This window comes from Rhizobium sp. WSM1328 (assembly GCF_057653715.1).
Window position 1 is genome coordinate 86,321 of sequence record NZ_JBYGKO010000002.1, and the last position, 24,746, is coordinate 111,066.

At 59.3% G+C, this 24,746-nt stretch carries 26 protein-coding genes; 18 read left to right on the top strand and 8 right to left on the bottom strand.

What is annotated here, in order from left to right:
* Positions 1–30 precede the first annotated feature (30 nt).
* A complete protein-coding gene (locus AC2444_RS23970) occupies positions 31–768 on the top strand; it encodes a hypothetical protein (protein ID WP_128449376.1) in 738 nt (245 codons plus the stop codon).
* Positions 769–774: 6 nt separating this feature from the next.
* Here the strand turns inward: AC2444_RS23970 and AC2444_RS23975 are convergent, their stop codons facing one another.
* Positions 775–2,199 carry an ISNCY family transposase gene (locus AC2444_RS23975; RefSeq protein ID WP_012755595.1) on the bottom strand — a complete coding sequence of 475 codons (1,425 nt, stop codon included), beginning with the start codon at positions 2,197–2,199 and terminating at the stop codon, positions 775–777.
* A 275-nt stretch (positions 2,200–2,474) separates the two neighbouring features.
* Entirely contained in the window at positions 2,475–3,638 is a 1,164-nt protein-coding gene (locus AC2444_RS23980; protein WP_113545653.1) for a mandelate racemase/muconate lactonizing enzyme family protein, read from the bottom strand.
* Positions 3,639–3,726: 88 nt separating this feature from the next.
* Between AC2444_RS23980 and AC2444_RS23985 the strand changes: the two genes are divergently transcribed.
* On the top strand, positions 3,727–4,041 hold the full coding sequence (locus tag AC2444_RS23985; RefSeq protein ID WP_012755597.1) for a hypothetical protein: 315 nt from the start codon (positions 3,727–3,729) through the stop codon (positions 4,039–4,041).
* A gap of 13 nt (positions 4,042–4,054) precedes the next feature.
* Complete coding sequence (locus tag AC2444_RS23990; RefSeq protein ID WP_012755598.1) at positions 4,055–4,972, top strand: LysR substrate-binding domain-containing protein; 918 nt, start codon at positions 4,055–4,057, stop codon at positions 4,970–4,972.
* A gap of 190 nt (positions 4,973–5,162) precedes the next feature.
* On the opposite strand, the gene AC2444_RS23995 is transcribed toward AC2444_RS23990, so the two are convergent.
* Entirely contained in the window at positions 5,163–5,531 is a 369-nt protein-coding gene (locus AC2444_RS23995; RefSeq protein WP_017996224.1) for a winged helix-turn-helix transcriptional regulator, read from the bottom strand.
* A gap of 100 nt (positions 5,532–5,631) precedes the next feature.
* Between AC2444_RS23995 and AC2444_RS24000 the strand changes: the two genes are divergently transcribed.
* Positions 5,632–6,378, top strand: coding sequence for an NADPH-dependent F420 reductase (locus AC2444_RS24000; RefSeq protein WP_017996223.1), 747 nt, complete (start codon positions 5,632–5,634; stop codon positions 6,376–6,378).
* Positions 6,379–6,542: 164 nt separating this feature from the next.
* Here AC2444_RS24000 and AC2444_RS24005 read toward each other — a convergent pair whose 3' ends face one another.
* Positions 6,543–7,535 (bottom strand): LacI family DNA-binding transcriptional regulator, encoded by a 993-nt coding sequence (locus AC2444_RS24005; RefSeq protein WP_017996222.1) that lies wholly within the window; start codon positions 7,533–7,535, stop codon positions 6,543–6,545.
* A 214-nt stretch (positions 7,536–7,749) separates the two neighbouring features.
* Here AC2444_RS24005 and AC2444_RS24010 point away from each other — a divergent pair, with 214 nt between their 5' ends.
* The 6 genes from AC2444_RS24010 (at position 7,750) to AC2444_RS24035 (ending at position 12,887) form a co-directional block, all read left to right on the top strand.
* Positions 7,750–8,697, top strand: a complete 948-nt coding sequence (locus AC2444_RS24010) for a sugar ABC transporter substrate-binding protein (protein ID WP_128438849.1) — start codon at positions 7,750–7,752, stop codon at positions 8,695–8,697.
* A gap of 131 nt (positions 8,698–8,828) precedes the next feature.
* Positions 8,829–9,950, top strand: a complete 1,122-nt coding sequence (locus AC2444_RS24015; RefSeq protein ID WP_113545650.1) for an ABC transporter permease — start codon at positions 8,829–8,831, stop codon at positions 9,948–9,950.
* A gap of 2 nt (positions 9,951–9,952) precedes the next feature.
* Positions 9,953–10,753 carry an ATP-binding cassette domain-containing protein gene (locus AC2444_RS24020; protein WP_012755603.1) on the top strand — a complete coding sequence of 267 codons (801 nt, stop codon included), beginning with the start codon at positions 9,953–9,955 and terminating at the stop codon, positions 10,751–10,753.
* Positions 10,754–10,774: 21 nt separating this feature from the next.
* The gene (locus AC2444_RS24025) at positions 10,775–11,572 is read left to right on the top strand and encodes a TIM barrel protein (protein ID WP_128449375.1); all 798 of its coding nucleotides are present in this window, start codon (positions 10,775–10,777) and stop codon (positions 11,570–11,572) included.
* A gap of 29 nt (positions 11,573–11,601) precedes the next feature.
* The gene (locus AC2444_RS24030) at positions 11,602–12,624 is read left to right on the top strand and encodes a Gfo/Idh/MocA family oxidoreductase (protein WP_017996219.1); all 1,023 of its coding nucleotides are present in this window, start codon (positions 11,602–11,604) and stop codon (positions 12,622–12,624) included.
* A 32-nt stretch (positions 12,625–12,656) separates the two neighbouring features.
* Complete coding sequence (locus AC2444_RS24035; RefSeq protein WP_245461243.1) at positions 12,657–12,887, top strand: MurR/RpiR family transcriptional regulator; 231 nt, start codon at positions 12,657–12,659, stop codon at positions 12,885–12,887.
* A 405-nt stretch (positions 12,888–13,292) separates the two neighbouring features.
* Here AC2444_RS24035 and AC2444_RS24040 read toward each other — a convergent pair whose 3' ends face one another.
* Entirely contained in the window at positions 13,293–13,586 is a 294-nt protein-coding gene (locus AC2444_RS24040) for a type II toxin-antitoxin system RelE/ParE family toxin (protein ID WP_128449374.1), read from the bottom strand.
* Complete coding sequence (locus AC2444_RS24045; RefSeq protein ID WP_128449373.1) at positions 13,586–13,840, bottom strand: type II toxin-antitoxin system ParD family antitoxin; 255 nt, start codon at positions 13,838–13,840, stop codon at positions 13,586–13,588. Before AC2444_RS24045 ends, AC2444_RS24040 begins: the two co-directional genes overlap by 1 nt.
* A 471-nt stretch (positions 13,841–14,311) precedes the next feature.
* On the opposite strand from AC2444_RS24045, the gene AC2444_RS24050 reads away from it, so the two are divergent.
* The 3 genes from AC2444_RS24050 (at position 14,312) to rsgA (ending at position 17,205) form a co-directional block, all read left to right on the top strand.
* Positions 14,312–15,496: an MFS transporter gene (locus AC2444_RS24050; RefSeq protein WP_128449372.1), complete on the top strand. Its 1,185-nt coding sequence runs from the start codon at positions 14,312–14,314 to the stop codon at positions 15,494–15,496.
* A 445-nt stretch (positions 15,497–15,941) separates the two neighbouring features.
* On the top strand, positions 15,942–16,118 hold the full coding sequence (locus AC2444_RS24055; RefSeq protein ID WP_003549623.1) for a hypothetical protein: 177 nt from the start codon (positions 15,942–15,944) through the stop codon (positions 16,116–16,118).
* 34 nt (positions 16,119–16,152) lie between these two features.
* Positions 16,153–17,205, top strand: a complete 1,053-nt coding sequence (gene rsgA / locus AC2444_RS24060; protein ID WP_128449371.1) for a ribosome small subunit-dependent GTPase A — start codon at positions 16,153–16,155, stop codon at positions 17,203–17,205.
* A gap of 86 nt (positions 17,206–17,291) precedes the next feature.
* Here rsgA and AC2444_RS24065 read toward each other — a convergent pair whose 3' ends face one another.
* Positions 17,292–17,540, bottom strand: coding sequence for a hypothetical protein (locus AC2444_RS24065; protein WP_113545646.1), 249 nt, complete (start codon positions 17,538–17,540; stop codon positions 17,292–17,294).
* Between the two features lie 327 nt (positions 17,541–17,867).
* Positions 17,868–18,926, bottom strand: coding sequence for a LacI family DNA-binding transcriptional regulator (locus tag AC2444_RS24070; protein ID WP_017996211.1), 1,059 nt, complete (start codon positions 18,924–18,926; stop codon positions 17,868–17,870).
* Between the two features lie 246 nt (positions 18,927–19,172).
* Between AC2444_RS24070 and AC2444_RS24075 the strand changes: the two genes are divergently transcribed.
* The 5 genes from AC2444_RS24075 to AC2444_RS24095 all read left to right on the top strand — a co-directional run bounded on the left by AC2444_RS24075 (position 19,173) and on the right by AC2444_RS24095 (position 24,665).
* The gene (locus AC2444_RS24075; RefSeq protein WP_128449370.1) at positions 19,173–20,156 is read left to right on the top strand and encodes an autoinducer 2 ABC transporter substrate-binding protein; all 984 of its coding nucleotides are present in this window, start codon (positions 19,173–19,175) and stop codon (positions 20,154–20,156) included.
* Positions 20,157–20,283: 127 nt separating this feature from the next.
* On the top strand, positions 20,284–21,798 hold the full coding sequence (locus tag AC2444_RS24080) for a sugar ABC transporter ATP-binding protein (protein ID WP_128449369.1): 1,515 nt from the start codon (positions 20,284–20,286) through the stop codon (positions 21,796–21,798).
* On the top strand, positions 21,791–22,819 hold the full coding sequence (locus tag AC2444_RS24085; RefSeq protein WP_128449368.1) for an ABC transporter permease: 1,029 nt from the start codon (positions 21,791–21,793) through the stop codon (positions 22,817–22,819). The genes AC2444_RS24080 and AC2444_RS24085 overlap by 8 nt, the downstream gene beginning before the upstream one ends.
* A complete protein-coding gene (locus AC2444_RS24090; protein WP_128449367.1) occupies positions 22,819–23,805 on the top strand; it encodes an ABC transporter permease in 987 nt (328 codons plus the stop codon). Before AC2444_RS24085 ends, AC2444_RS24090 begins: the two co-directional genes overlap by 1 nt.
* Before the next feature lie 11 nt (positions 23,806–23,816).
* Positions 23,817–24,665 (top strand): sugar phosphate isomerase/epimerase family protein, encoded by an 849-nt coding sequence (locus tag AC2444_RS24095; protein WP_012755623.1) that lies wholly within the window; start codon positions 23,817–23,819, stop codon positions 24,663–24,665.
* The last annotated feature ends 81 nt before the right edge of the window (positions 24,666–24,746 follow it).

Below are 24,746 nucleotides of genomic sequence, written 5' to 3' on the forward strand. Positions count from 1 at the left end.
ATGGCGCAGGATGGGGATCAAAGCCGCACGATGCTTCCGGAAATCAACCTGCAGGGGCACGTCGATGTCGCCGCGCTGTCACCACTTCTTCGCGGCATGCTTCTTTCGGTTGCCTATGCTGACGGTGAGGGTGGCATAGGATTGACTGCGACCGGCGCCATGAACCGCAAGTTCGTGCATTGGGCCGCTGTGCACTTCCTCTGGCCAAGCTTCACAGCCGAAGACCTCTACAGCATGAACAAGGTGCTCAATGAAAGCGACATGCCGCCGCTTTGGGTCGTGCGCGACATGGCCCGTCATCTGAAACTTCTTCGCCGAAAAAAGGACGTGCTGCTGCCAACCAAACGCGGCCGGGAGTTTTTGGCAAAACCGCAAGCCTTCTTTGATCTGGTCGCCACGGATTATCTCTATTCGTATGTCCACGCCACCGAGCGGGAAGAGGAGGTCCGAGCGCGGTTACGCTGGTGGCGCATGTTCCTCAATCTTCTCAATATCAAGGCCAGAGAAGGTTGCACACCAATGGAGGTTGTGAAAATCCTCTATCCAGACCTGGCGCCTCTGTCGGACACCGAAATAACCCTGGAAGCCTGGGAGTTGAAATCCGATCTCCAGTACGGCGTCTTTCGACGCTTATGCTGGCTCGGCTTGCTCTATGAGGCACGAGAGGGGCTCACTCTTCTCCAGGACGGATCCTTCCACAAGACGCCACTTTGGGCAGCCTGCCTGCAGTTGGAATCGGATACGCAAAGCGACATTGGCGTGCACTGACGAACTTCATTCCGCTGGCTGCCTCATCAACGCCTTCTGCCTTTTGGCAATCACCTCCGGATCATTCATGAAGTCCGTCCGCCGGCCAGGCTTGCGGCCACGCTTCTGATAACCATTGCCCTGGCTGCCATCGGGAATACCGAACATATGATCCGTCTGGCCGGTGCGGCGAGGGCCGCTCTTGCTGCGCTGCTGTTCCCGCCCAGCCTGCAGCTCGGCGACGATGGAAAGCATGTCGTCGAGACGCTTGTTCTCGACAACCTCTGCCCGGTGGACCGACCGCAATGTATCGAAGGTTCTGTAGGGCAGGGTGAAGCTCTCGTGCATGATCTCGAGGCGGCCGTCCGGGTAGTCGCAGACAACGACCTTCTTACCCGCCAATGGCCTGGAAATCTCGGTCGGATCGAGAATGAACAAGACCTTGTCGTAACGGAGCGTCAGCGACTGCGACAGTGTGCGGACTTCCTTCCGGCACATGGCGCCATCGAGATTCTCATGGTCGGCCAGCGGTCGGTGCATGTCCTTCGGATTGCGCGGTTGCTTGCCGAACCGCGAATTGAAATCCGCAATGAACTCAGGCGCATAGGCATTGGCAGCTTCGATCGTATCGATGCCGCGAAGCCGCATCTCCTTCACCAGCCGATCCTGCAATGTCTGGTTGGCGCGTTCCACACGGCCCTTGGCTTGCGGAGTGTTGGCACAGATAATGTCGATGTTCAGCTCATAAAGCGCACGACCAAACTGCGTCAGGCCGCTCGTCCGGTCTTTCTCTGACGCATGCGTGCTACGGAAAACCCCATGTTTGTCGCTGTAGAACGCGAGAGGTTTGCCCCATTGCTGCAAATACGCCTTAGTCGCATGCAGATAGTCGAACGTGTTCTCTGATCCGGCGAACCGCAGGTGCAGCAGCTTGCCGGTCGCATCGTCGATATAGACGAGCAGGGCGCATTTGGGGCCGCGGTTCTCGAACCACCAGTGATGCGAACCATCGATCTGCACCAGTTCGCCAAAGCAGTCGCGCCGGCCGCGTGGCTGGAAAACCCGTTTCTTGCGTTCCCGGCGCGAGATCCAGATGCCGGCCTCGGTCATCCATTGCCGCAGCGTCTCCTTAGCAACAGAGATCCGGTGCAGCTCGATCAGCTTCTCGCGAGCCAGCGTCGGGCCGAAATCCAGATAGTGCTCGCGGATCAGATCCAGCGCTGCATTGCGAAACTCCTCGCTGTGGCGCCGGTTGCTCGGCTGCGATCGTTTCTTGGAAACGAGGCCGGCTGGACCATCCCGGTCATAGGCCTGCAGCAACCGATGGACCTGACTTCGACTGAGCCCGAGCAGTTCGGCAGCCTGGACAACGCTCAGGCGTAGGTCACGGATCTTCTGGATGACTTCAAGGCGATGCAACTCTTTCTGCGACATGGTGATCATAAAGGACATGACGACTCCGACCGCTCATGGTCTTGACCAGGCTGAAGATCGTCATCCTTGCTCCCAACGTTGGCTTTGACCAGTGCGTCGAGAGGCGAGACTGTCGCATCTCTAACTGGCCCAACTGTCGCATTACTAAATAGCCCTTACACAACTGTATCGCATAAGATAGCTTATGGAACAAAGTGATTGCACTGGCGTACGCGTGATCAGCGAACCGAAGTTCGTTAGACTATGCTCTTCATCGCGATCACGCGACCGTCCTGGTCCCCCGGAACACGCGACTATTCGGCGAGTTCGCGCATGACCTTGATAAGGTCGGACTTGCCTTCGAAGCCGATGCCCGGCAGCTCAGGCATCGTGATATGCCCGTCGATGACCTTTACGCCGTCCGGGAAGCCCCCGTATGGCTGGAAGAGATCTGGATAGCTCTCATTGCCACCGAGGCCGAGGCCGGCCGCGATGTTGAGCGACATCTGGTGACCGCCATGCGGGATGCAGCGGGACGGCGACCAACCGAACTGGCGCAGGACGTCGAGGGTCCGGAGGTATTCGACGAGACCGTAGGACAGGGCGCAGTCGAACTGCAGGAAGTCGCGGTCGGCGCGCATGCCGCCGTAACGAAGCAGGTTGCGGGCATCCTGGTGGGAGAAGAGGTTCTCGCCGGTTGCCATCGGAGCGTCGTAGAATTCGGAGATGGCCGCCTGCAAGGCGTAGTCGAGCGGATCGCCGATTTCCTCGTACCAGAAAAGCGGGTAGTCACGCAGCATCTTCGCGTAGGCGATGCCAGTCTCCAAATCGAAGCGGCCGTTCGCATCGACCGCGAGTTTCGCCTCGGAACCGATCTCTTCCAGCACGGATTCGATGCGGCCTCGGTCCTCGTCGATCGAGGCGCCACCGATCTTCATCTTCACGACATTGTACCCGCGGTCGAGATAGCCGCGCATCTCCTTGCGAAGCGCACTGTTGTCCTTGCCGGGATAGTAGTAGCCGCCGGCGGCGTAAACGAAGACCCTGGGGTCCGCCTCGCGGCCCTTCTTGTCGGCCAGCATGCGGAAGAGAGGTTTACTTTCGATCTTCGCAACCGCATCCCAGATGGCCATGTCGATGGTACCGACAGCCACGGAGCGCTCGCCGTGACCGCCGGGCTTTTCATTCATCATCATGGTCGACCAGATCTTGTGCGGATCGAGGTTGGTGCCGGCGTCGTTGATCAGGCTGTCCGGGTCTGCCTGCAGGATGCGGTCCTTGAACCGTTCGCGGATCAGGCCGCCCTGGCCATAACGGCCGTTCGAGTTGAAGCCATAGCCAACGACGCGGCGGCCGTCCCTGACGACATCGGTCACGACGGCAACGAGACTGGCCGTCATCTTCGAAAAGTCGATATAGGCGTTGCGGATGGGCGACGCGATGGGCTTGGTAACTTCGCAGACGTTTACGATACGCATTTTGATCTCCGGTTTCTGAACATTTGGATGTCTGGCTAGTGCTGGGCTTCGTCAGCGACAACAGTGATCCGGCGGGGAACGTCCCCGCGTGTTCGGCGTCGACGGTGGCCCGGTCAAAAGCCCCTTCCCACTTGGCGATGGCTATTGTTGCAACCCCGTTGCCGATGAGGTTCATGAAGCGATCGACGCCGAGCAGGAGGATGAGACCTGCGATGGGAATGGCATGAAAGCTGGGCAGCGTGGCAGCAAGGGTAACGAAGCCTGCGAGGTGACCGAGATCGATGGTGACTTCATTTCTTCCTCCCATTGCCGTCGCGTCTCCAACAACGGCGTTCCTCAACGCAACATTCGCGAACAAGCGATTGACCGTCCAATGCCGTTTCGGCTTCAATTGATGCCGTAAGTGAGAGGATGAGATGGATACTGCCTGGCTTTTGGATTTGCGAGCTCTCGCCGACACCCTCAATTTTTCGAGGGCGGCGGAGTTGCGCAATATTACGCAGCCCGCCTTTGGTCGCCGGATAAAGGCCTTTGAAGATTGGAGCGGATCCGTTCTGGTCGACCGATCAACGCACCGCATCAGGATTACGCCTGCTGGCGAAATTATGCTTGATGCCGCAAATGACATTCTTCAAAGGATCGAAAGGGCTACCCACGACTTGAACCAGGAACGATCCGCCACTGCGACCCTGACGTTTGCGGCGACGCACGCTTTATCCTTCACCTTTTTTCCGGGTTGGGTGCAAAGTCTGGGCTCGTCGGTAGCGACAGTGCCAATCCGGCTTCTTTCCGACAACATGAATGAGTGCGAAAAGATGATGGCGGAAGGCAGGGCGCAGTTTCTCCTGTGCCACTTCCATCCAGACAGCGAAATTCGTTTGCATGAAGCCGACTTCAAGTACATGGAACTTGCCAGCGACGTTCTTGTCCCCGTTGCTCGAAGAGGCAAGGAGGGCGCGCCAATCCATAAGTTGCCCGGTACACCGGAGATTCCCGTCCCTCATATATCGTTTGACGAGAAATCGGGAATGGGCCGAATACTGGCGGCCAACCTTTCGCCGGTCGAGAGCGAATTGCATCTGGTGCGCGTCTTCACATCGCATTTGGCAATGGTCTTGAAAGCGCTGGCACTTGAGGGAAAAGGCGTGGCCTGGATACCGCGCAGCCTTGCCAGCTCTGAGCTGGAACCAGAAGGGAACCTGGCAGTCGCCGGCGACGAACGGTGGATGGTGCCGGTCAAGATCGTACTGATCCGATCGAGGACCCGGATGACGGAGTTGGCAGAGAAATTCTGGATGACGGTCGAAAGTGCATCGAAGCGAACGCCAGTATGAACAGTCTTTACTTGCGACCCGTGGCCCCTCATAGGGGGCAATTGAATTTGATTTGGCATTCTATTTTGCAAGCCAGGGGCAAAGGTGCGTGCTTCTTCCCGTACTCGCCGGAACCGTGAGAACGATTGACGAGGACCTACTGGCCGAGCCACTCGATAAATGGATCCGCGGACTTCAATCCTTCGCCGCTTCAGTCACCATTCATGCCAGCGCGTCGCAGTAGTGCCCAGTCGATCAACGCTTCCATCGCCGGACCCAGTGCAACACCAAGTTTGCTTAAGTTGTACTCTACCCGTGGGGGCACCTCCGGATAAACGGTTCGTACGATTATTCCGTCCTTCTCCAGCTCTTTCAGTTGTTGGATGAGCATTTTCTGGTTCACGCCGTCGACACGCCGTTCCAACTCAGAAAAGCGGAGGGGACCATGCGCTGCAAAGAGCTGGCAGATGATGACAGTCTTCCACTTGCCCTCGAGAACCCGCAGCGCCTCACTGGTCGCCGCAGCCCATACCTTCCGCTGCTCGGGATTCTGGCAGTTCCAGTCGTGCTCAGTCCGCATACATACCTCAATCGGCAGTAACACACCAAAAGGTGGGTTCTTGCCTGCTTAGCTATCTACTCCTATTTTCATTAGTACAGAAATGCGGAAGGAATAGCTTATGAAAATCGGCATCTTTGGCACCGGCAATATCGGCGGTACCCTCGCACGCAAGCTTGCCGCCGCAGGGCATGATGTCCGGATCACCAATTCAAAACCCTCCGAAAAGCTCAACGCATTCGCTGCTGACATCGGCGCGACCCCGGTTGATGCACAGGGCGTGGTGGATGGCGCTGATATGATCATCTTGTCGATCCCATTCCCGGCCGTTGCAGAGCTTCCGCAGGATCTATTCGCAAATCTTGCCGCCAACGTCCCGGTCGTCGATACGGGCAACTACTATCCTGGCATGCGCGATCCGCACATTGCCGAGATTGACGACGGATTGCCGGAAAGCGTCTGGGTTTCGAACCAGATTGGCCGCCGCGTTATCAAAGCCTTCAACAACATTCTGGCTGCGACCCTTGCCGATGGCGGGCGTCCGGTTGGTGCACCCGATCGCATTGCAGCGGCCGTTGCGGGCGACGACGAGGCTCAGAAAAGAATCGTCATGGGCATCGTGGACGAGGTCGGTTTTGATCCCATCGATTCAGGGTCTCTCGACGACTCCTGGCGCCAGCAGCCGTCGACGCCCGTCTATTGCTGCGACTGGAACGTCGAGGAGACGCGCAAGGCCCTTGCTCAGGCCGTGAAGGGAAAGGCCGCTGCAACGCGGGATAAATTGCCCGAACAATTCGCGGCACTCGGCCCCAACCCAAAGCACGCCGATGTCATCGCCTCCAATCGGGAGAACAATGCCCCGGCGTAAGGAAATTAACCAACGACACCACTCATCAGATGCCCAGTGTCTCTAGTTTAGCAAGCTTACGCGTTAAAGCGCTCACTTGCTCGAGATATTTGTTTGAACGATGTGGTTTTCCGCCTGGAGGATTTTGCCCAAATACGTTTTGGCCTATTCTATTGCTTGATCAATCAGGCTGAATCTCTCACCACAAGCTTGCCTTGGAAATTAACTGTCTCCCTCGGCGCTCTTTCCAGAATCATGTCTATTGCCGCTTTGACCATCTGGTCGGTGGGTTGCTCGTAGGTTGTAAGGCTGTATGCGGGGGATGCCGCAGGGGCAGCGTTGTCGAAGCCCACAATGGCGAGATCATCCGGCACGCGTAAGCCGAACTCGCTTCGGGCAACATCGATCGCTCCGAACGCGAGAGCATCGTTTTCGCACATGAGGACATCGATCCGGTCTTCCGGCGCAACGTTAGACAAATAGTCCCGGGCGGCTTGCGCGCCTGCTTCTGCGCTGTAGCGCTCGGCAGACATTTCTACGAGTTCGACGCCGAGAGCGGTTCGCCAGAACGCCTTGAAGTTTCTCCGCCTGCCAAGCGCTGTAGACAATGTAAGCGCCCCGGCCATAAATCCCGGTCTCCGATATCCCCGTTTTAATAGGTGCTCGCCGATCTCGGCAATCGCCACGACGGCATCGCAGGAGATGGCGGGAACACCTTCGATCTGGCTATCTCGAGCAAGAACAAACATCGGAGGCCCGCCGCGTCCCAGCTTATGATCCGTCAACATCTCGTCGCGAAACGCTGTGCCAAATAGCACGATCGCATCAACCTGCCGCTGGTCGGCATTCAATATGGCATGCACGTGGCTGTAGTGCTGATTGATATTGATCAACATGGTCACGAGCCCCTCCGCCTGCAGGCTGGCGGTTAGCTTTTCAAGAAACGGAAGCTTGTGCGGGTTTGCGAAGTCATCAACGAGAACCGCGACCTGATGTGTAGAATTGGTGGCAAGGCTCCTGGCCAACAGGTTAGGCCGATAATTGAGCCGCTCTGCCGCCTCCAGCACTTTGGCTTTGCTTGCTTCCGTGATCGAGGCACCCGGCGTAAATGCGCGGATGACCGTCCACTTTGAAACGCCGGCCTCCATCGCCACGTTCTGCGCCGTCGCTCGCTTCATAGTCGAACCTCTCCGTTTCGAAACGTTTATTCCATTTCTGCCGGAACGCGAAATGAATGGTTGATTTCTTTTAGCAAGAATCTTATAGCTATGCACGTTTGCTACCGGTAGCATAAAATGTGCACCCGGTAGCAAATTGGAGGACGCGCCGTCTGAGGCGTTTTTGGTGGTTCTCGCGCTAGGAGGCGCGGGACACCCTTTGGGAGGAGTTTTTATGAAATCGTTTCTTCGTAAAATTGTGCTGGGCGTTGCCGTGGTTAGCGCACTTGGCGCTGCATCTGGCGTTGCCATCGCACAGGATATCAACATCATCGCCGTAACGCACGGCCAGGCCAACGACCCCTTCTGGTCGGTTGTTAAGAACGGGGTAAGCGCCGGCGCCAAGGATGCCGGTGTCAGCATCGACTATCGTGCGCCGGAAACCTTCGACATGGTGGCCATGAGCCAGCTGATCGACGCCGCCGTCAACCAGAAACCAGCCGGCTTGATCGTCTCGATCCCGGATTCGTCCGCATTAGGCCCGTCGATCCAGAAGGCCGTCGCCGCCGGCATTCCGGTCATTTCCATCAATTCCGGCTCCGACGTTTCGAAGTCACTGGGAGCGCTTCTCCATGTCGGCCAGGACGAATACAGCGCCGGCAAGGCAGCAGGTGAAAAGCTCAAGGAGATGGGCGGCAAGGTTGCCATCTGCGTCAACCAGGAGGTCGGCAACGTCTCCCTCGATCAGCGTTGCCAGGGCTTCTCCGACGGCTTTGCAGGCAGCGTTACGGTCCTGCCCGTCTCCAACGATCCGGCGGACGTTCGGGCCAAGGTGAAGGCTGCACTGAGCTCGAACGCCGCAATCGACACGATCATGGCACTCGGCGCAAGCACTGCCGGCGAACCGTCTCTGGCTGCCGTCGCCGATGCAGGCATGACTGGCAAGATCAAAGTCGCCACTTTCGACCTTTCTGCAGACTTCCTGAAGGCTGTCGCTGCTGGCGATGCCGCTTTCGCCATCGATCAGCAGCAGTTCCTCCAGGGCTATCTGCCCGTGGTCTTCCTCGCAAACTATGCCAAGTACGGCCTGATCCCCGGCGGCAACGTGCCTTCCGGTCCGAACCTGATCACCAAGGAAAAGGCCGCCCAGGTCGTCGAACTATCGGCAAAGGGCATCCGCTAATCCACAACTGCCGAAAGGCGTGATTGTCGAACACCCTCCCCGCTTTCGAAGAGGGTGTTCGACAGACGACGTGCGCCGTGAGGAATGCCCTCGGCGCTTCGGCGAATTGCATCCATTGGGAGGTAGGTATCATGGCTCCGATCGAGCAAAAAATAGGAGATGCGTCAAACTCCGACGAGCGCATCAAACAGGTGGGCTTTCTCACACATATGATGCGTCGGCCCGAGCTCGGCGCGGTTGCTGGCCTCGTCCTGGTGGTGACGTTCTTCTTTCTTACCGCAGACCATTCGATGTTTTCGCTTTCAGGTGTGATGACGATCCTGGCCCCAGCCTCACAGCTGGGAATTCTCGCCATTGCGGCAGCTCTGCTGATGATTGGTGGCGAGTTCGATCTTTCGATCGGCTCGATGGTGGCCTTCGCCGGATTGATCTTCGGCGCGGCCCTGACCAATTTCGGTCAACCGCTCTGGATTTCCATTATCATCACGATGCTGCTTGCAGCCGCCATGGGCGCGGTGAACGGACAGATTGTGATCAGGACACGGCTGCCGTCGTTCATCGTCACGCTTGCCTTCCTCTTTATTTTGCGGGGTCTAACCCTTGTTGGCCTGAAATGGGCGACAGGCGGCTCAACTCAGCTTCGCGGGATAGGTGAGGTCGTCGGCGACGGTCCCTTGAAGCGCCTGTTCTCAGGCGTCGCCTTCCAGGATCTTTTCAGCTGGCTTGCAGCCCATGGCCTGATCGAGAAGTTCGACAACGGCGTTCCGAAAGTCACGGGCGTGCCGGTGTCCGTGGTCTGGTTCATCGCCATTGCCGGGCTCGCCACCTGGGTTCTTCTGCGCACCCGGATCGGAAACTGGGTTTTTGCCGCCGGCGGCGATCCCAATGCGGCAAGAAACTCCGGGGTCCCGGTCGATCGCGTGAAGACGGGGCTCTTCGCGCTCACAGCCTGCGCCGCGGCGCTTGTGGCAATTATCACCGTGCTGGATGCCGGCTCGACGGACGCGCGCCGCGGTTTCCAGAAGGAGTTCGAGGCGATCATCGCTGCCGTGATTGGCGGATGTCTGCTGACCGGCGGTTATGGATCGGCGATCGGCGCCTTCTTCGGCGCCATCATCTTCGGTCTCGTCTCGATCGGCCTGACCTACACGAAGTTCGACTCGGACTGGTTCCAAGTCTTCCTCGGCTCCATGCTGCTGCTGGCCGTTCTCTTCAACAATTTCATTCGCCGCAAAGTGACAGGGGAGCGCTGATCATGACTGATAACCAATCAGAAACCGCTCCGCCGGTCATTGAAGTCAAAAATATCGTCAAGCACTACGGCTCCGTCATCGCGCTCTCGGGCGTTTCGATGAAGGTATCACAGGGCGAAGTGCTCTGCCTGCTTGGAGACAATGGAGCTGGGAAATCCACACTCATCAAGACGCTGTCGGGTGTGGTCCGTCCCTCGGGCGGCGATTTCCTGGTCGAGGGCAAGCCGGTCGCATTCACCAGTCCGCGCGATGCACTCGATGCCGGCATCGCGACCGTCTATCAGGATCTGGCGATGATCCCTTTGATGTCGATCACTCGAAACTTCTTCATGGGACGCGAACCCGTGAAAGGCATTCCGCCGTTTCGCCATGTCGATTTCAAGTATTGCAGCGAGGTGACTCGCGAGGAGATGCACAAGATCGGCATCGATATCCGCGACCCGAACCAGGCGGTCGGCACCCTTTCCGGCGGCGAGCGGCAATGTGTGGCGATCGCGCGGGCCGTTTATTTCGGAGCAAAGGTGCTCATCCTCGATGAGCCGACGTCCGCATTGGGCGTTGCCCAAACCTCGATGGTGCTGAAGTACATCCATCAGGTTCAGCAGAAGGGCCTCGCTGTGATCTTCATCACCCACAATGTTCGCCATGCCTTTGCTGTCGGCAATCGTTTCACGGTTCTCAATCGCGGAAAGACGCTCGGCACTTTCGACAAGAGCGAGATTTCGCTTGAGGAACTGCAGAACCTCATGGCTGGCGGCAAGGAACTGCAGGTGCTCTCCGCCGAACTCGGCGGCACGATCTGACATATTGCATGAGGAACAATCATGAAAACGACTACAAAAACATCACCTTTCACGCTAGCGGTCTGCGCCGAAATGGTGTTTCGCTCCCTGCCCCTCCTCGATCGGTTGAAGCGCATCACCGAACTCGGCTTCCAGGCGGAAATCTGGGATTGGACGAAACACGATATCGAGGCGATCGCAAAGTCTGGTGCCACTTTCTCGTCGATGACAGGATACGTGACCGGCACGCTGGCAGATGACGCCGGAGCCGATGAGCTGCTGCGCACTGCGCGCCAGTCGATCCCGATCGCCAAGGAACTCAATTGCCCGCGCCTCAACTTGCATGGGACGGGGCTCGATGGACAGGGCCTGCCCGTCGTCAAGTCCGAGGTCGTCACCGGCGCCATGTGGCTGAAGGCGGCCGATACGCTAAGCCGCATCGCTGATCTCGGCGAGGAGGAAGGCGTTACCTTCGTCCTCGAAAACCTGAACGAGGTGGTTGACCATCCAAAGACGCCGTTTGCCAAGGCGGCCGATACACTTGCATTGGTGGCGGCCGTCAACCGGCCGTCGCTGAAGCTCAATCTCGATCTTTACCACGCACAGATTGGTGAGGGGAACTTGATCGAGCTTTGCCGCACCGCTCTTCCACATATCGGTGAAATCCAGGTCGCCGACGTTCCCGGCCGCAAGGAGCCGGGCACCGGCGAAATTAACTATCCAGCCATCGCACGCGCGCTGGACGAGATGGGCTACCGGGGGACGATCGGCATGGAAGCCTGGCCTTCCGGCGATGACGAACTTGCCCTCTCCCGCTTCCGCGACGCGTTTTCCCTTTGATCCGACAGCAGCATTTTCAGGAGCTTTCCATGCCCGCCCACCGTCCCGTCAATCTCGCTCTCATCGGTGCCGGCCGCATCGGTTCGTTCCACGCCGAAAGCGTCGCCCGGCGCCTGGTTGATGCCAATTTGCTCGCCGTCGCCGATCCGGCGCCGGGCGCTGCCGAAAAACTGGCGGCAGCGCTCGATGCACCCAAAGCCTATACCAGCGTGTCGGAGCTTCTCGCCAATCCGGAGATCGATGGCGTCATCATCGCCACGCCGGCGCGTTTCCACACGAGCGTCGTCGTGGAAGCCGCGCGGGCCGGAAAAGCGGTCTTCTGCGAAAAACCGATGGCGCTGACGCTCGGGGAAGCAGACGAGGCTATCGCTGTCACAAAGGCTGCGAAGGTGCCACTCCAGGTTGGATTCAATCGACGTTGGGACCAGGCTTTTTACGAGGGCCGCGCAGCGATCGATGCTGGCAAAGTTGGTTCCGTCCAACTTCTTCGCTCGTTGACGCGAGACCCGGGTCCCTACGACGGCAACCCGGAAAAGACGCCGCTATGGACGATCTTCTATGAGACGCTGATCCACGACTTCGACACGCTGCTGTGGCTGAACCCGAAAGCAACACCGATCGAGGTGACGGCGATTGCCGATGCGCTCGTGGTACCGGACTTTGCCAGAAAGGGTTTTCACGACACCGCCGTCGTCACCATCCGCTTCGACAACGGTTCGATCGCTGTGGCGGAGGCGAATTTCTGCGCCATGTACGGCTACGACATCCGCGGCGAGGTCTTTGGCTCCGGGGGCATGGTGACGATGGGCGATGTACGCCGTTCCTCGATGACGCTCTACGACAAGAACGGAGTTTCGAACGATACCTGGCGGCGTGACACGGATCACTTTGTCCACGGTTACACCGCCCAGCTCGCCTCCTTCGTCGAGGCCATAAGGACGGGCACCGTCACTGGCCCGACCGGTGAAGATGCCCGCAATGCGCTTGCCATCGCGCTCGCCTGCATCACGTCGGTTACCGAGCGCAGGACGATCCAGCTTTCCGGTCTCTAGGCCGGATCGCAAAAGACGGAGTGTGCCAAGAAATGCCGCAGCATATCCGCAGTCTGAGCAGCCCGCCGGCAAGTTTCGAAGAGCTGAAGTCGGCCATCGCTTCCCGCCACGTCACCTTCCCTCTTCGCGTCGAGAATGTGGCGAAGAGGGTCCTGGCCAAACCGGAACTCATGGCCTTTAGTAGCACGACCTCAATCGCGGACGACTGCGGCGTCTCCGTCTCTACGGTCATGCGCTTTGTTGCGCATATCGGCTTCCACTAAATCGCGCAGGCACGCGCAATTTTCAGAAATGAGTTGCGCCGCCGTCTGTCTGTGTTGTTGCCCGGGCCGGGTATGAAAAACGGGAGCGATGGGTAGATGGCCGTCGACACAGGCGGTACGCTCAAGCCCAGGTTCGTGGTTTACGCTGGATCTGAAGATTAGCCCGATGAAGGCCATTGGCGCATTCATTGGTGGGTTCCTGTGCGTCACCCCCGCGGCCGCCCTACTCGCCACTATCGGTTTGAAAGCGGATAGGCCCTCGCATTGAAGGAAAGCGAGCGCGGACCCGTTGTCCTAGTCACGTGGGATAACAATGATTTATGGATGCCAGCTCATTTGAGAGGCGTTACATTCCTGGCTACATGAACGCGATGCAACTGTGCTTATGCGCTCAATCGGCGAGGCCTAACCAGGATCGCCGGCCCAGTCTTCATGTCCATGGCGTATTCGGATCACGAAAATGGCTCCGTTCTCTTCGATCCGGTAGACAACGAGATGCGCTTTGAACGGATGGATCCTAACGTGCGGCGAAATCTCTGCTCGTTCACGCGCTATTTGCGGATTCGCGGCAATCAGGTCAAGCACCACGAACAGCTCGTCATGATACCTCCTAGCTTGTGCAGATCCGAAAATGCGGACACTTTGCTCGGCGATTGCAATGATGTCCTCTTCCGCTTCGACAGAAAGGCTAAAACGCATTATCTGCTGCCGCGGGTCGGTTCCGCGCGCGCGACTGCCTCTGCAAAGAGTTCGTCCTTCGAGCGACCGCCAACACCACTTTTGAGACCGTCGTCGACAAAGCGCTGCATGGCAGCAATCTTATCACTGCGTGCTTGGTCCCTGCGAATCAGGTCGCGCACATAATCACTGGCATTGGAATATCGCCCGGTCCTCGCTTGCGCCTCGACCCAATCTTTCATTGGGTCTGGTAAAGATACGTTCATAGTAGCCATTCGAGCCTCCAAACTGCGCACAAGCTAACTGAAATTGGCAAAGTTTGTCAAACTGGCTCCTCATTCTCTATCGGCGAAAAGCGACGCACCTGGTTTGGACCAAAGGAGATGTTGGGAGGCTTGATATGAGATAGCCCCACGAACCGCGGGCGGTTGCCTCGACCGATCCTGCCCGAGGAAGGCAGCAAGTTCGGCTTGAAAACACGTTGCACGCAGGCCTCGTCCGGCACGAGCACATGGTTTTTGCTCTCAAGCGGTACGAAGCTCGCATTCGGAATCGCGGCGGCAAGCTTGCAACCTTGATCAAGCGGCACGCGTTGCCGCGGCTCGGCAAATCGCGCCGGTCCCCAATATCACATTCTCCCACGCATTCCCTCAGAAACCAGTTTCGATCTTGGGCTCTGTGAGATAGACATCCCAGATCCATACGCGCGTGTTTTGCGTCGACGCGTCAATCCCCGGAGTTGCATCATGAAAATCGCGCCGCAGCAGCGGATCTATGTCTGCTTCTTTCTCTTCGCTGTGTCGCTGGGGGCGCTGCTGTCAAGGATGCCGGATTTGCAGGTTGCACTTGGCGTCAATAAGTCCGAGCTTGGGTTGACCCTGATAGGGGCTGCGATCGGCGCCTTGATTTCGTTGACTTTGTCTTCGCCCTTGATCGCCCGGCTCGGCGCGCGTACGACGGCATTCATTACTGTTCTCGGCACGTCTGCGCTGCTATCTCTGGTGCCGTGGATTGGTGCGGCGCCGGTCGTGTTCTGTGTGCTTTTCGTCGAGGGGCTGCTCGCCGGAGCGCTGGAGATCAATCTCAATGTTGAGATCGACCGTATCGAAGCGCAGCTAGGACGCGGTGTGATGAACAGGGCGCATGGTTTCTGGAGCCTCGGCTTCTTCGTCACGGCGCTTGTCTCCTCGGTCGTTCGCCAAGCCGGGATTTCGATGGAACTCCATCTCGCCGTGACCTTTGTCGCGGTTGTTGTCATCGGCATCTGGGCGATTTCCGGCATGCGGAATGCGCCGGCGCGGATCGCGTTGCATGAAGGCAAGGCACCGCTGGTAGCGCTTCCCACCTGGGGCCTCATGCCGCTGTGCGTGATCGGCATCGCGGCCTTTCTCGTCGAAGGCGCCGGGATCGACTGGTCGGCGATCTATATGCGCGATGTGTTTTCGGTCGAGCCCTTCATTGGCGGACTGGGATTGACGCTCTTTACCTTCTGCATGGCGCTGGCGCGCCTGTTCGTCGATCCGCTGGTCGATCGGTTTGGCGCGCGGGCCGTCGCCACGATGTTGCTTGTTCTTTCGGCCATCGGCATCTGCGCCGTGTCGGGGGCGCCGCATCCCTATGTCGCGCTGGCGGGCTTTGCCTTGATGGGCGCCGGCTGCAGCGCGGTCTATCCTCTCGCTGTCTCGGCGGCGGCCCAACGCACCGATCGCGCGGCGTATCTCAACGTCGCCGCCCTCGGCCAAATGAGCTTTGTCGTCTTTTTCCTGGCGCCGCCGCTGCTCGGTTTCATTGCCGAACATGCTGGCATCCGGACATCCTATCTCGTTTGCCTTCCCCTTATCATTTACGCGCTCTTTTCGGCCAAGGCGCTTGCTACGCGCCGGGCTGCCGGCTGCGGTAGCGCTGCGACTGCTCGGAGCGTCAACGGGTAACGGCCTGGGCTACCGGTTTTGGCCGCGCGATTGGTTCGGCGAAAACCCGAGGACGTCGTTGCGGCGTGCTCGGTGCTCTCCCTAAGCAATACGGCTGGCTCTGCTGGTCGAAGTAGATCGCCTTGCGAGTCGCGCGTCTGGTCGAGGGAAATGCGGGCGCAGGCGCGAGGCCACTTGCTTGCCGCCGAGTTTGTTGACGGCAAGGGTATCTGAGCCGGCGGGCTCGACCACGTCGATTGGGCGATCGCCCTCGCCATCGTGCCCATTGATCACCGGTAATACAGCCTGGCGGTGGCTCTTTGTCGAATTTGCAGACGAACGGTGGTCTGGACGGTATCGAACTGGCGTTGGCTAATCGTGAAGCACCTGATACGTCATAGACCGCTGAGTATGAGGTATTGGCACCATCTTCAGAGACAACCCTCGGACCGGACAGGAGCTTTTGATGGGCTGGAAAACACCGAAGATCGAATACGTGAACGGCTATAAGATCGTTGAAGTTGAGGGGCCTGCCTTCAAAGTCTACGATGGCGACCGTCAGCTCGGGGACGATTTCCCCTACCCCGGCGAAGCTGCTGCTTACGCAACCTCGTTGCCAAAACGGGATCATCCACGCAGCTAGGCGAAAGGCCGCAGAAGATCATTGAAAACTCTTTATGGCCGCCTTACCGAAAGTGGAACAAGATTTGACCAGCTCCCAACTTTCTTCACCGCTAGAACTGCTTGGATGGTCTGAATTCTTCGCGGACCAAGTCCAGCCCAGCGAAGCGGACTTGATCCCCCGACGCATCGCTTCAGTTCACCGGGCACGAATCGAGGCAATCGATGTCACCGGACCGGTCGGACTCGAATTTCCATCCAATACCAGTACTGGTGACTACGCCGTGGGCGACTGGGTTCTTGCCGATGCATTGACTGACATGCTTGTCAGACGTCTCGATCGAAAAAGCGTCTTTCAACGACGCTTGGAAGGCGGGCGTGGCCAGCAACTTGTTGCCGCCAACATCGACACCCTGTTGATCGTCACCTCGTGCAATGCCGATTTTAATCTTGCTCGGCTGGAACGTTACCTGGCCATGGCCAACCAGGCCGGGAGCAATCCGGTGATTGTGCTGACAAAGGCTGACGCCGCGGAGGATGCCGGCCTGTTCCAGGCCCAAGCCGAGACCTTGCAACGCGATCTGCCTGTCATTGCCTTGAATGGGCGCTCCGCGGACGCCGTTTCCCTGTTAAGGCCCTGGTGCGGCGTTGGCCAGACGGTTGCGCTGGTGGGATCTTCTGGTGTCGGAAAATCAACGCTGGTGAACACCATGACCGGGCCTGAATCTGACACAAAGCAAAAGACAGGCACCATCCGCGAATATGACGCGCAGGGCCGACACACCACCACGGCGCGATCCCTGCATGCAATTTCAGGGGGCGGCTGGGTCATCGATACGCCGGGAATAAGAACGCTTTACGTGAGTGATGTTGCCGGCGGTATAGACACCCTCTTTGCTGAAATAACTGAACTGGCGCCGCTTTGCCGCTTTCGCGATTGCACCCATGCCCATGAACCTGGGTGCGCGGTCCAGGCAGCTGTCGCAAGCGGTGCCCTGGGCGTCGATCGTCTCGAACGCTGGCGGAGCCTGCTTGCCGAAAACAGCGACCGAACACCGGTCGTGAGCGGACCCCGCGGCAACAAAATCGTTCGCAAGAAGAAATATTGACAGTGTTGAATGTCTGCGACGGTGCTCATCGGCGTCAGGCACAATCCGCCACCTGAATTGGCTGGGCTGGGGAATGGCGTGAGCGCTCAATGATTGGGATTGCGGTCAAGAAGAAGACCCTGCAAGCGGCTGCTCCCGCTAGTGAGGGATATGTCTTTGAACAGCCGCGATATGAGACGCGGTCGCAATCCTTGCCTCTCATCGATGAGGAGGAATGACATCCTCTTTATCTCGATCGTGATCACGCCTGCATTGTCATGGCGACAATAATTCCCGGAATCCATCGCATGGAATCCATTTTCCACCGCCCAGGCGGCTATCATATCCGCGTTCATCAAGGTCCTGCTTTAGGAGATGCGGACATGCTGTCTCTAGCTGTCCCGCTCGCGCAAATCGCTCGCAGTTCTACGGATACCGTAACTGAATCGCTCTAATCCAGCCAAATCCGTCCAAGATTTCAGTTCCCGGTCAGGTGTTGCGAGAAAGACTCGAAGCACTCGTTGTAAATCGGTACCACTCAGCCGAGGCCCCGCCCGTTTTAGTGCTCTTGAAGGGGTGTATCGGCGCGCGGCACTAGGGTCATCAGGCGCGCCTATGTGGTGCAAGCTGCACGCCCAGCATCCTCCCCCATCGTTGATCGTAGCGAAACGCGGCAGGACGCATTACTCAATATCTTTCAGCGCATCGAGCGGGCCGGTCAGCGCCGTGCGGGGTGGGACGAGCGTCGGCCGCACCAGATGCGTGATTGGCGGGCCGCGGCCCGCATCGAGGATCGCAAACCCCTTGGTGATCATTGCCTCGCTGTCCTGCCGGATCATGAAGACGGGGAAAGGCAGGAAGGAGCCGAAGGGATCGTAGTCATAGCAGCCGACGACGATATCGGCGAAGGTCTCGTGCGGGTGCAGCGCGAGGAAGCGCATCAGCCCTTCGAGATTGATCGAGGAATTGACGAAGAATGCGCGCGGCAGCTTTCCGTGGCCTTCGTAGAAGGCTTCGAAGGCGCGGGCCGTCATGGCGGGTGAATAGCCGGTCGGCTGGATGCAGACGTCGGGATCCGCGCCCAGCAATGCGCGCTTTACGTCCCGGAAACCGCGAATTCGCTCATGGCTGGCATGGTCGTTGCGGCCGCCGAACAGGTACAGATCGTCGGGTGAAAGCGGGCCATCCTCTTGCGAGCGCTCGATGATCGCCTGTGTCAGCATGCGCGCACCTTCATGATTGTCGCTGATGATCGACGGCGCCAGCGTGCCCGGCAGATCGATGTTGACGTGCTTCAGCCCAGCCTTTTCGCAAACCTTGTGCACGCCATCCGGATCGGTTGCGCCGGCGATGAAAAGCTCATCGATCGAATAGGAGATCAGCGTCTCGACGACCTTGCGTTCCTCCTCCGGATCGCGACAGGCACTGACGACGAGGGGGCACTGGCCACGGCTTCTGACCTGCGCCTCGAAAGACTGCGCCATGGAGGAGAAATAGCGGTTGTCGTGCACCGGCAGCAGAAGACCGACGAGACCGGAGCGGGACGAACGCAGGCCACGGGCCTGCAGGTTTGCCGTATAGCCGTGCTCGTTCGCCAGGTTCTGAATGAGCTGCGCCGTCGCCTCCTTGATACGCCTCTTCCGCCAGCTCCCGTTCAGCACGGCGCTCACGGTCGAAGGCGACGCACCCGATAGCATCGAGAGATCGTAGATCGTCGCCTTCTTCTTGCCGATGTCGGTCATATCTCGCCTTTCCTTTGTCGCTTCCCTTAGAAACAAACCCCTCTTGACGAAAGCTCTACCTTGATCGATAGTCATTGCACCATCGATTGTGCAAAAAAGAAAGATCGATTGTGCAAAAGATGGTTCGCCGGAGGAGGCGGGATGGGAGGCAAGGGTATTCCCTCGCCAAGAAGCAACCAGGAAAAACCTGCCGCGAACCGGCCGGTGGTCGTCGTTCGTATGAGCGACCTTTGAGGAGGAGTGAGGATGAGGAGCCTTATCGTAGCGGCATTTGCCGCATCGCTGTCGCTTGCCGGGGCGGTGGTCGCGTTTGCAGAGGACGCGCCGAAAGTCGGCATTGTCGTCAAGATCGGCGGCATTCCCTGGTTCAACGCGATGGAAGCCGGCATCAAGGAACAGGGTAAGAAACTGGGCGTCGATGCCTTCATGATTGGCCCGACCAGCGCCGACCCGGCGCTGCAGGTGCGCGCCATCGAAGACCTGATCGCCCAGGGCGTCAAGGTTATCGGCGTGGTCCCGAACGATGCCAAGGTGCTCGAGCCCGTACTCACCAAGGCGCAAGCCGCCGGCATCAAGGTCATTACGCATGAATCGCCCTCGCAGAAGGGCGCCGACTGGAATTTCGAACTCGCATCGGCCACCGGTTTTGGTGAAGCGCATGGCAAGCTGCTCGCTGAGAAAATGGGCGGCAAAGGCGAATATGCCGTCTTCGTCGGTTCGCTGACCGTGCCGCTCCACAATGCCTGGGCGGACGCCGCAATCGCCTATATCAAGGCAAACTACCCAGACATGAAACTCGTCGGCGAGCGCTACGGCGTGGCGGAAGACGTCGACAAGAGCCGCTCGACGGCGCTCGATCTCATCGCTGCGCATCCGGATCTGACCGGCTTCCTCGCCTTCGGTAGCCAGGGTCCGATCGGCGCCGGGCGCGCTATCGAGGAACGCCGCAAGACGGGCAAGATCTTCGTGCTCGGCCCGTTCTCGCCCGGCCAGGGCCTGAAGCTGATCAAATCAGGTGCGATATCGGGCGGCTTCATGTGGAATCCGAAACAGGCCGGCGAAGTCTTCGTCACGCTCGCCGATCGCCTGATCAAGGGCGAGAGCGTCAAGGAAGGTGATGACATTCCGGGTCTCGGCGTGATCAAGCCTGTTGGTAACGACATCATCGTCGATCAGCTGCTGCCGATCAACAAGGATACGGTCGACGACCTGGCCGCTATGGGCCTCTGAAGAGGCCCCCTCCCCGGGTGTCGGGCCGGTCCATGTCGACCGGCCCGGCGTTCGGGAAAAGAGAGCGGTATTCGGCCATGGCCGGACCATTGATCTTTCATGGCATTCGACTGGACAGGCAACCGGCATGAGCACGGCAACGGATGATGGTGTGAAGGCCCAGCCGCTTCTTTCGCTTCGCGGCATCAACATGACATTCGGCGGTGTGAAAGCGCTGAAAAACGTCTCCTTCGAAGTCTTGCCCGGCGAAGTGCATTGCCTCGCCGGTGAAAATGGCTCCGGCAAGAGCACGCTGATCAAGGTGATCTCCGGCGTCTATCGGCCTGCTGACGGCGCCGAGATCGTCTTCGATGGCGAGACGATATCCCACATGACGCCAGGCATGGCTCAGTCCCGCGGCATCCAGATCATCTGGCAGGACCTCGCGCTCTTTCCGGAGATGAGCGTGGCTGAGAATATCGCCTTCCAGACCCTTTCCGGTTCGCGCCCGCGCTTCGTCAATTATGCCGCGATCCGCAGAATAGCCGAGGACGCGCTCGCCCGGCTCGGCATCACCCTCGACGTCGACAGACCCCTCAAGGACTTCGCCATCGCCCAGCGCCAGATCGTCGCAATCGCCCGCGCGCTGGTCGGAGAGGCCCGCATCGTCTTCATGGACGAGCCGACCGCCTCGCTCACTCAGTCCGAGACCGATCATCTGCTGGCGATCGTGCGCACGCTGTCGGCTTCGGGCGTTGCCGTGGTCTTCGTCAGCCATCGTCTTGCGGAAGTGCTGGAAATCTCCTCGCGCATTACGGTGCTGCGCGATGGCGCGCTGGTCGGGGTCTATCCGGTGGAGGGCATGACCCAGTCTAAGGTCACCGAGCTAATGGCCGGGCGCACCTTCGACCAGAACGTTCGCGCCCGCGACCGATCGCAGAACCCGGTCCTGCTCTCCGTCAGCAAGCTTTCCCGGGCTGGCGAGTTCGAGGACATTTCCTTCGATCTGCGCCGTGGCGAAACGCTCGGGATCACCGGCCTGCTCGGCGCAGGGCGCACCGAACTTGCGCTGACGCTCTTCGGCATGCGCCGTCCCGCCGCCGGAACGATCGTGCTGGAGGGAAAGCCGGTGCGCTTTGCCTCCAACCGCGGGGCGATCACATCAGGTGTCGCTTATCTCTCGGAAGACCGCCTTTCGCTTGGTCTCAACCAGCCGCAATCCATCGCCGACAATCTGGTCATGGCCTCGCTCAACCGTATCCTAGGCGGCCGGCTCATTTCGCCGGAAAAGAAGCGCGCGCTCGTCGCGCGCTGGATCGCCGATCTCGGCATCAGGATCGGCAAGCAGGACGATGCGATCTCGACGCTTTCGGGCGGCAACCAGCAGCGCGTCGCGATCGCCAAATGGCTCGCCACCGATCCAAAAGTGTTGATCCTCGATGCGCCCACCGTCGGCGTCGATGTCGGCGCGCGCGCCGGCATCTTCGAAATCGTTGCGCGTCTGGCCGAGGCGGGGCTTGCGATCATCCTCATCTCGGACGAGGTGCCGGAGGTCTATTTCAACGCCGATCGGATCGTCCATATGGAAAAGGGCCGGATCGCCGGCTGGCACGATCCCCGCACGACCACACTGAAGGACCTGGAGGCGGCGGTCTATGCGTAAGCTGTTTCTGGCCTATACGACCGAATTCGTGCTGTTTGCCGTCATCATCGCGATGAGTGTTGTCCTCGCTTTTACGACCGACCGCTTCTTCACGCTCGGGAATGGGTTCGACCTGCTTAATATCAGCGCGGTCAACATCATCTTTGCCGTCGGCCTGCTCGTGGTGCTGATATCAGGTGGGATTGACATCTCCTTCGCCGTCGCCGCCTCGATCGTACAATATGTCACCGCACTTGCGCTCGAGAGGATCGGCGGCGGTGGATGGCTATCCGGCTTCCTGATGGCGGCCGGCATCGGCATCGTGCTCGGCATGATCAACGCCTTCCTGATTCATCGCTTCCGCATCATCTCGATCGTCGCGACGATTGCCACCTTCAACGTCTATTTCGGCCTGCTGATGTTCTTCACCAAGGGCGTGTCGATCTACAATCTGCCCGACTGGCTGACGAGCCGCGTCATTATCTACGAGCGCGAAATGGCCGATGGGAGCTGGGCTGAGATCACCTTGCCGGTTGTCGTCATGGCCGTCTGCACGCTCGCCACCTGGTTCTTCATTACCCGCACGACGACCGGACGGCAGCTCTATGCCTTCGGCGACAATCCGGAAGGCGCGCGCCGCTTCGGCATCAATATCGGCGCCATGCAGTTCATCGCCTTCGGCTGGCTTGGATTGATGGCAGGCATCGCCGGTCTCATGCAGGCGCATTATGCGCAGGAGGTGGTGCCGAACGCACTGTATGGCCGCGAGCTCGATGTCCTGGCTGCGGTGGTGCTCGGTGGCGCGCGGCTGGGCGGCGGCAAAGGCTCCGTGCTCGGTTGCGTGCTGGGCGTGCTTCTCGTCTCGATCACCCAGAACGGCCTTAACCTAATGGGCGTCTCGCCCTTCGCCTTCAAGATGATCGTCGGCGCGATCATCCTCGTTGCGATCACCTTGTCGAGTGCCCGCATCGGCAATCTGGTGCCGGTGTTTGCGACCCGCAAATCGACCGGTGACAGGCCCGCAGACAGGGGAGAGAGCTGATGGACGCGCTCGCCGCCCGCTTCAACGCCATCTTCGGGGCCGACATGGCGGGTCCCCTCGCCGCGCTGGCGGCGGTGCTTATCGTCTTCGGTTTCGCCTCGCCGCATTTCCTGACAGGCGCGACCTTCGGATCGGTCGCCTTTCAGCTTCCCGAGCTTGGCGTTCTGACGCTTGCCATGCTGATGCCGATCCTCACCGGCGGCCTCAACCTTGCAATCACCTTCACCGCCAACATCGCCGGCCTGACGCTCGCCTGGACGCTGCAGGCCAATGGCGGCATCGATGCCGGCCCGGGCGCCTTTTTGCTCGGTTCGGCTCTGGCGCTTGCCGTCGGCGCGGCAAGCGGCCTGGTCATGGGCCTCGTCATCGCTTTTACCCGCGCCCATCCGATCCTCGTTTCGCTGTCGATGATGATCTTCCTGCGCGGCCTCGGCGAGTTTCTGACGCGCGGCGGCGATATCTCGGGCTTTCCCACCTTCGTCGCTCCGATCGGCCACGGCAGCGTCCTCGGCATCCCGGTCCCGTTGTTGATCCTGATCGCCTGCGTGATCGCCAGCCACATCCTGCTCTCGCGCTCCAAGCTCGGCTTTTCCACCTATATGATCGGCTCCAATATCGAGTCTGCCCGCTATTCTGGCATCAACACCCGCAAGGTCCTGGTGCTGGTCTATATGCTTTCCGGGGTTATGGCTGCGGTTGCCGGCATTATTATGCTTGCGCGGTTCAATTCGGTGCGCGTCGGCCACGGCGAGTCCTATCTGCTGATCACCGTGCTCGCCTGCTTCCTCGGCGGCATCAATCCCTTCGGCGGCTTCGGCCGCGTCCTGCCCGTCTTCGTGGCGCTCATCGTGCTGCAGCTCCTCTCCTCGGGGCTCAACCTGCTCGGCGCCAACCAGCACCTCACCACTGCCGTCTGGGGCATCCTGCTCATCGTCGTGATGGTGCTGCGCTGGCTCTCGACCAAGTTCATCAAAATCGTCAAATAGGAGATACGACCATGGAAGGTTTCGGCGTTCACACCAGCATGTGGACCATGAACTGGGATCGCGCAGGCGCCGAAAAGGCAATCGCTGGAGCCGTGCACTACAAGATGGACTTCATCGAGATCGCGCTGCTCAACGCGCCGGCCGTCGATGCCAAACATACCCGCGACCTGCTTGAAAAGAACGAGCTGCGCGCCGTCTGCTCGCTCGGCCTGCCGGAGCACGCCTGGGCCTCCGTCCGCCCGGATGCGGCGATCGAGCACCTGAAGGTTGCGATCGAAAAGACTGCGGAAATGAACGCCGAGGCGCTCTCCGGAGTCATCTTCGGCGGCATCGGCGAGCGCACCGGCCTGCCACCGACGCAAGGCGAATACGACAACATCGCCAAGGTGCTCGACGCAGCCGCAAAACACGCGAGGAAGTACGGCGTCCAGCTCGGCGTCGAGGCCGTGAACCGCTATGAGAACCACCTGATCAACTCGGCGCAGCAGGCCGTCGATATGGTGGAGCGTGTCGGCGCGGACAACGTCTTCGTTCACCTCGACACCTACCATATGAATATCGAGGAGAAGGGTGCGGCAAACGGCATCCTGATCGCCCGCGACCACCTCAAGTATATCCATCTTTCCGAAAGCGACCGAGGCACGCCGGGCTACGGCAATATTCCTTGGGATGCGATCTACGCCGCGCTCGCTGCGATCGGCTTCAAGGGCGGACTTGCGATGGAGAGCTTCATCAATATGCCGCCCGAGGTCGCCTATGGCCTGGCCGTCTGGCGCCCCGTCGCACGCGATATGGAAGAGGTCATGGACAAGGGCCTGCCATTCCTGCGCAACAAGGCGGAACAATACGGTCTTATCTGACCCCAGTTGCCGGATGTCGCCCATTCGGTTGCATCAGCTTTAGATCGAGGCTGATGCTGGCCGTCTGCGATTGGTCACAAG

What these genes read in the sequence shown, in the direction of transcription:
- AC2444_RS24070 (WP_017996211.1), bottom strand. Translation starts at nt 18,926, where the DNA reads ATGACCGACATCGGCAAGAAGAAGGCGACGATCTACGATCTCTCGATG.
- rsgA (WP_128449371.1), top strand. Translation starts at nt 16,153, where the DNA reads ATGGCCGCCTTACCGAAAGTGGAACAAGATTTGACCAGCTCCCAACTT.
- AC2444_RS24005 (WP_017996222.1), bottom strand. Translation starts at nt 7,535, where the DNA reads ATGAAGCGAGCGACGGCGCAGAACGTGGCGATGGAGGCCGGCGTTTCA.
- AC2444_RS24030 (WP_017996219.1), top strand. Translation starts at nt 11,602, where the DNA reads ATGCCCGCCCACCGTCCCGTCAATCTCGCTCTCATCGGTGCCGGCCGC.
- AC2444_RS23975 (WP_012755595.1), bottom strand. Translation starts at nt 2,199, where the DNA reads ATGTCCTTTATGATCACCATGTCGCAGAAAGAGTTGCATCGCCTTGAA.
- AC2444_RS24090 (WP_128449367.1), top strand. Translation starts at nt 22,819, where the DNA reads ATGGACGCGCTCGCCGCCCGCTTCAACGCCATCTTCGGGGCCGACATG.
- AC2444_RS24065 (WP_113545646.1), bottom strand. Translation starts at nt 17,540, where the DNA reads ATGAACGCGGATATGATAGCCGCCTGGGCGGTGGAAAATGGATTCCAT.
- AC2444_RS23995 (WP_017996224.1), bottom strand. Translation starts at nt 5,531, where the DNA reads ATGCGGACTGAGCACGACTGGAACTGCCAGAATCCCGAGCAGCGGAAG.
- AC2444_RS23980 (WP_113545653.1), bottom strand. Translation starts at nt 3,638, where the DNA reads ATGCGTATCGTAAACGTCTGCGAAGTTACCAAGCCCATCGCGTCGCCC.
- AC2444_RS24050 (WP_128449372.1), top strand. Translation starts at nt 14,312, where the DNA reads ATGAAAATCGCGCCGCAGCAGCGGATCTATGTCTGCTTCTTTCTCTTC.
- AC2444_RS24000 (WP_017996223.1), top strand. Translation starts at nt 5,632, where the DNA reads ATGAAAATCGGCATCTTTGGCACCGGCAATATCGGCGGTACCCTCGCA.
- AC2444_RS24020 (WP_012755603.1), top strand. Translation starts at nt 9,953, where the DNA reads ATGACTGATAACCAATCAGAAACCGCTCCGCCGGTCATTGAAGTCAAA.
- AC2444_RS24095 (WP_012755623.1), top strand. Translation starts at nt 23,817, where the DNA reads ATGGAAGGTTTCGGCGTTCACACCAGCATGTGGACCATGAACTGGGAT.
- AC2444_RS24055 (WP_003549623.1), top strand. Translation starts at nt 15,942, where the DNA reads ATGGGCTGGAAAACACCGAAGATCGAATACGTGAACGGCTATAAGATC.
- AC2444_RS24015 (WP_113545650.1), top strand. Translation starts at nt 8,829, where the DNA reads ATGGCTCCGATCGAGCAAAAAATAGGAGATGCGTCAAACTCCGACGAG.
- AC2444_RS24035 (WP_245461243.1), top strand. Translation starts at nt 12,657, where the DNA reads ATGCCGCAGCATATCCGCAGTCTGAGCAGCCCGCCGGCAAGTTTCGAA.
- AC2444_RS24040 (WP_128449374.1), bottom strand. Translation starts at nt 13,586, where the DNA reads ATGCGTTTTAGCCTTTCTGTCGAAGCGGAAGAGGACATCATTGCAATC.
- AC2444_RS23970 (WP_128449376.1), top strand. Translation starts at nt 31, where the DNA reads ATGCTTCCGGAAATCAACCTGCAGGGGCACGTCGATGTCGCCGCGCTG.
- AC2444_RS24025 (WP_128449375.1), top strand. Translation starts at nt 10,775, where the DNA reads ATGAAAACGACTACAAAAACATCACCTTTCACGCTAGCGGTCTGCGCC.
- AC2444_RS24085 (WP_128449368.1), top strand. Translation starts at nt 21,791, where the DNA reads ATGCGTAAGCTGTTTCTGGCCTATACGACCGAATTCGTGCTGTTTGCC.
- AC2444_RS24010 (WP_128438849.1), top strand. Translation starts at nt 7,750, where the DNA reads ATGAAATCGTTTCTTCGTAAAATTGTGCTGGGCGTTGCCGTGGTTAGC.
- AC2444_RS24075 (WP_128449370.1), top strand. Translation starts at nt 19,173, where the DNA reads ATGAGGAGCCTTATCGTAGCGGCATTTGCCGCATCGCTGTCGCTTGCC.
- AC2444_RS23990 (WP_012755598.1), top strand. Translation starts at nt 4,055, where the DNA reads ATGGATACTGCCTGGCTTTTGGATTTGCGAGCTCTCGCCGACACCCTC.
- AC2444_RS24080 (WP_128449369.1), top strand. Translation starts at nt 20,284, where the DNA reads ATGAGCACGGCAACGGATGATGGTGTGAAGGCCCAGCCGCTTCTTTCG.
- AC2444_RS24045 (WP_128449373.1), bottom strand. Translation starts at nt 13,840, where the DNA reads ATGGCTACTATGAACGTATCTTTACCAGACCCAATGAAAGATTGGGTC.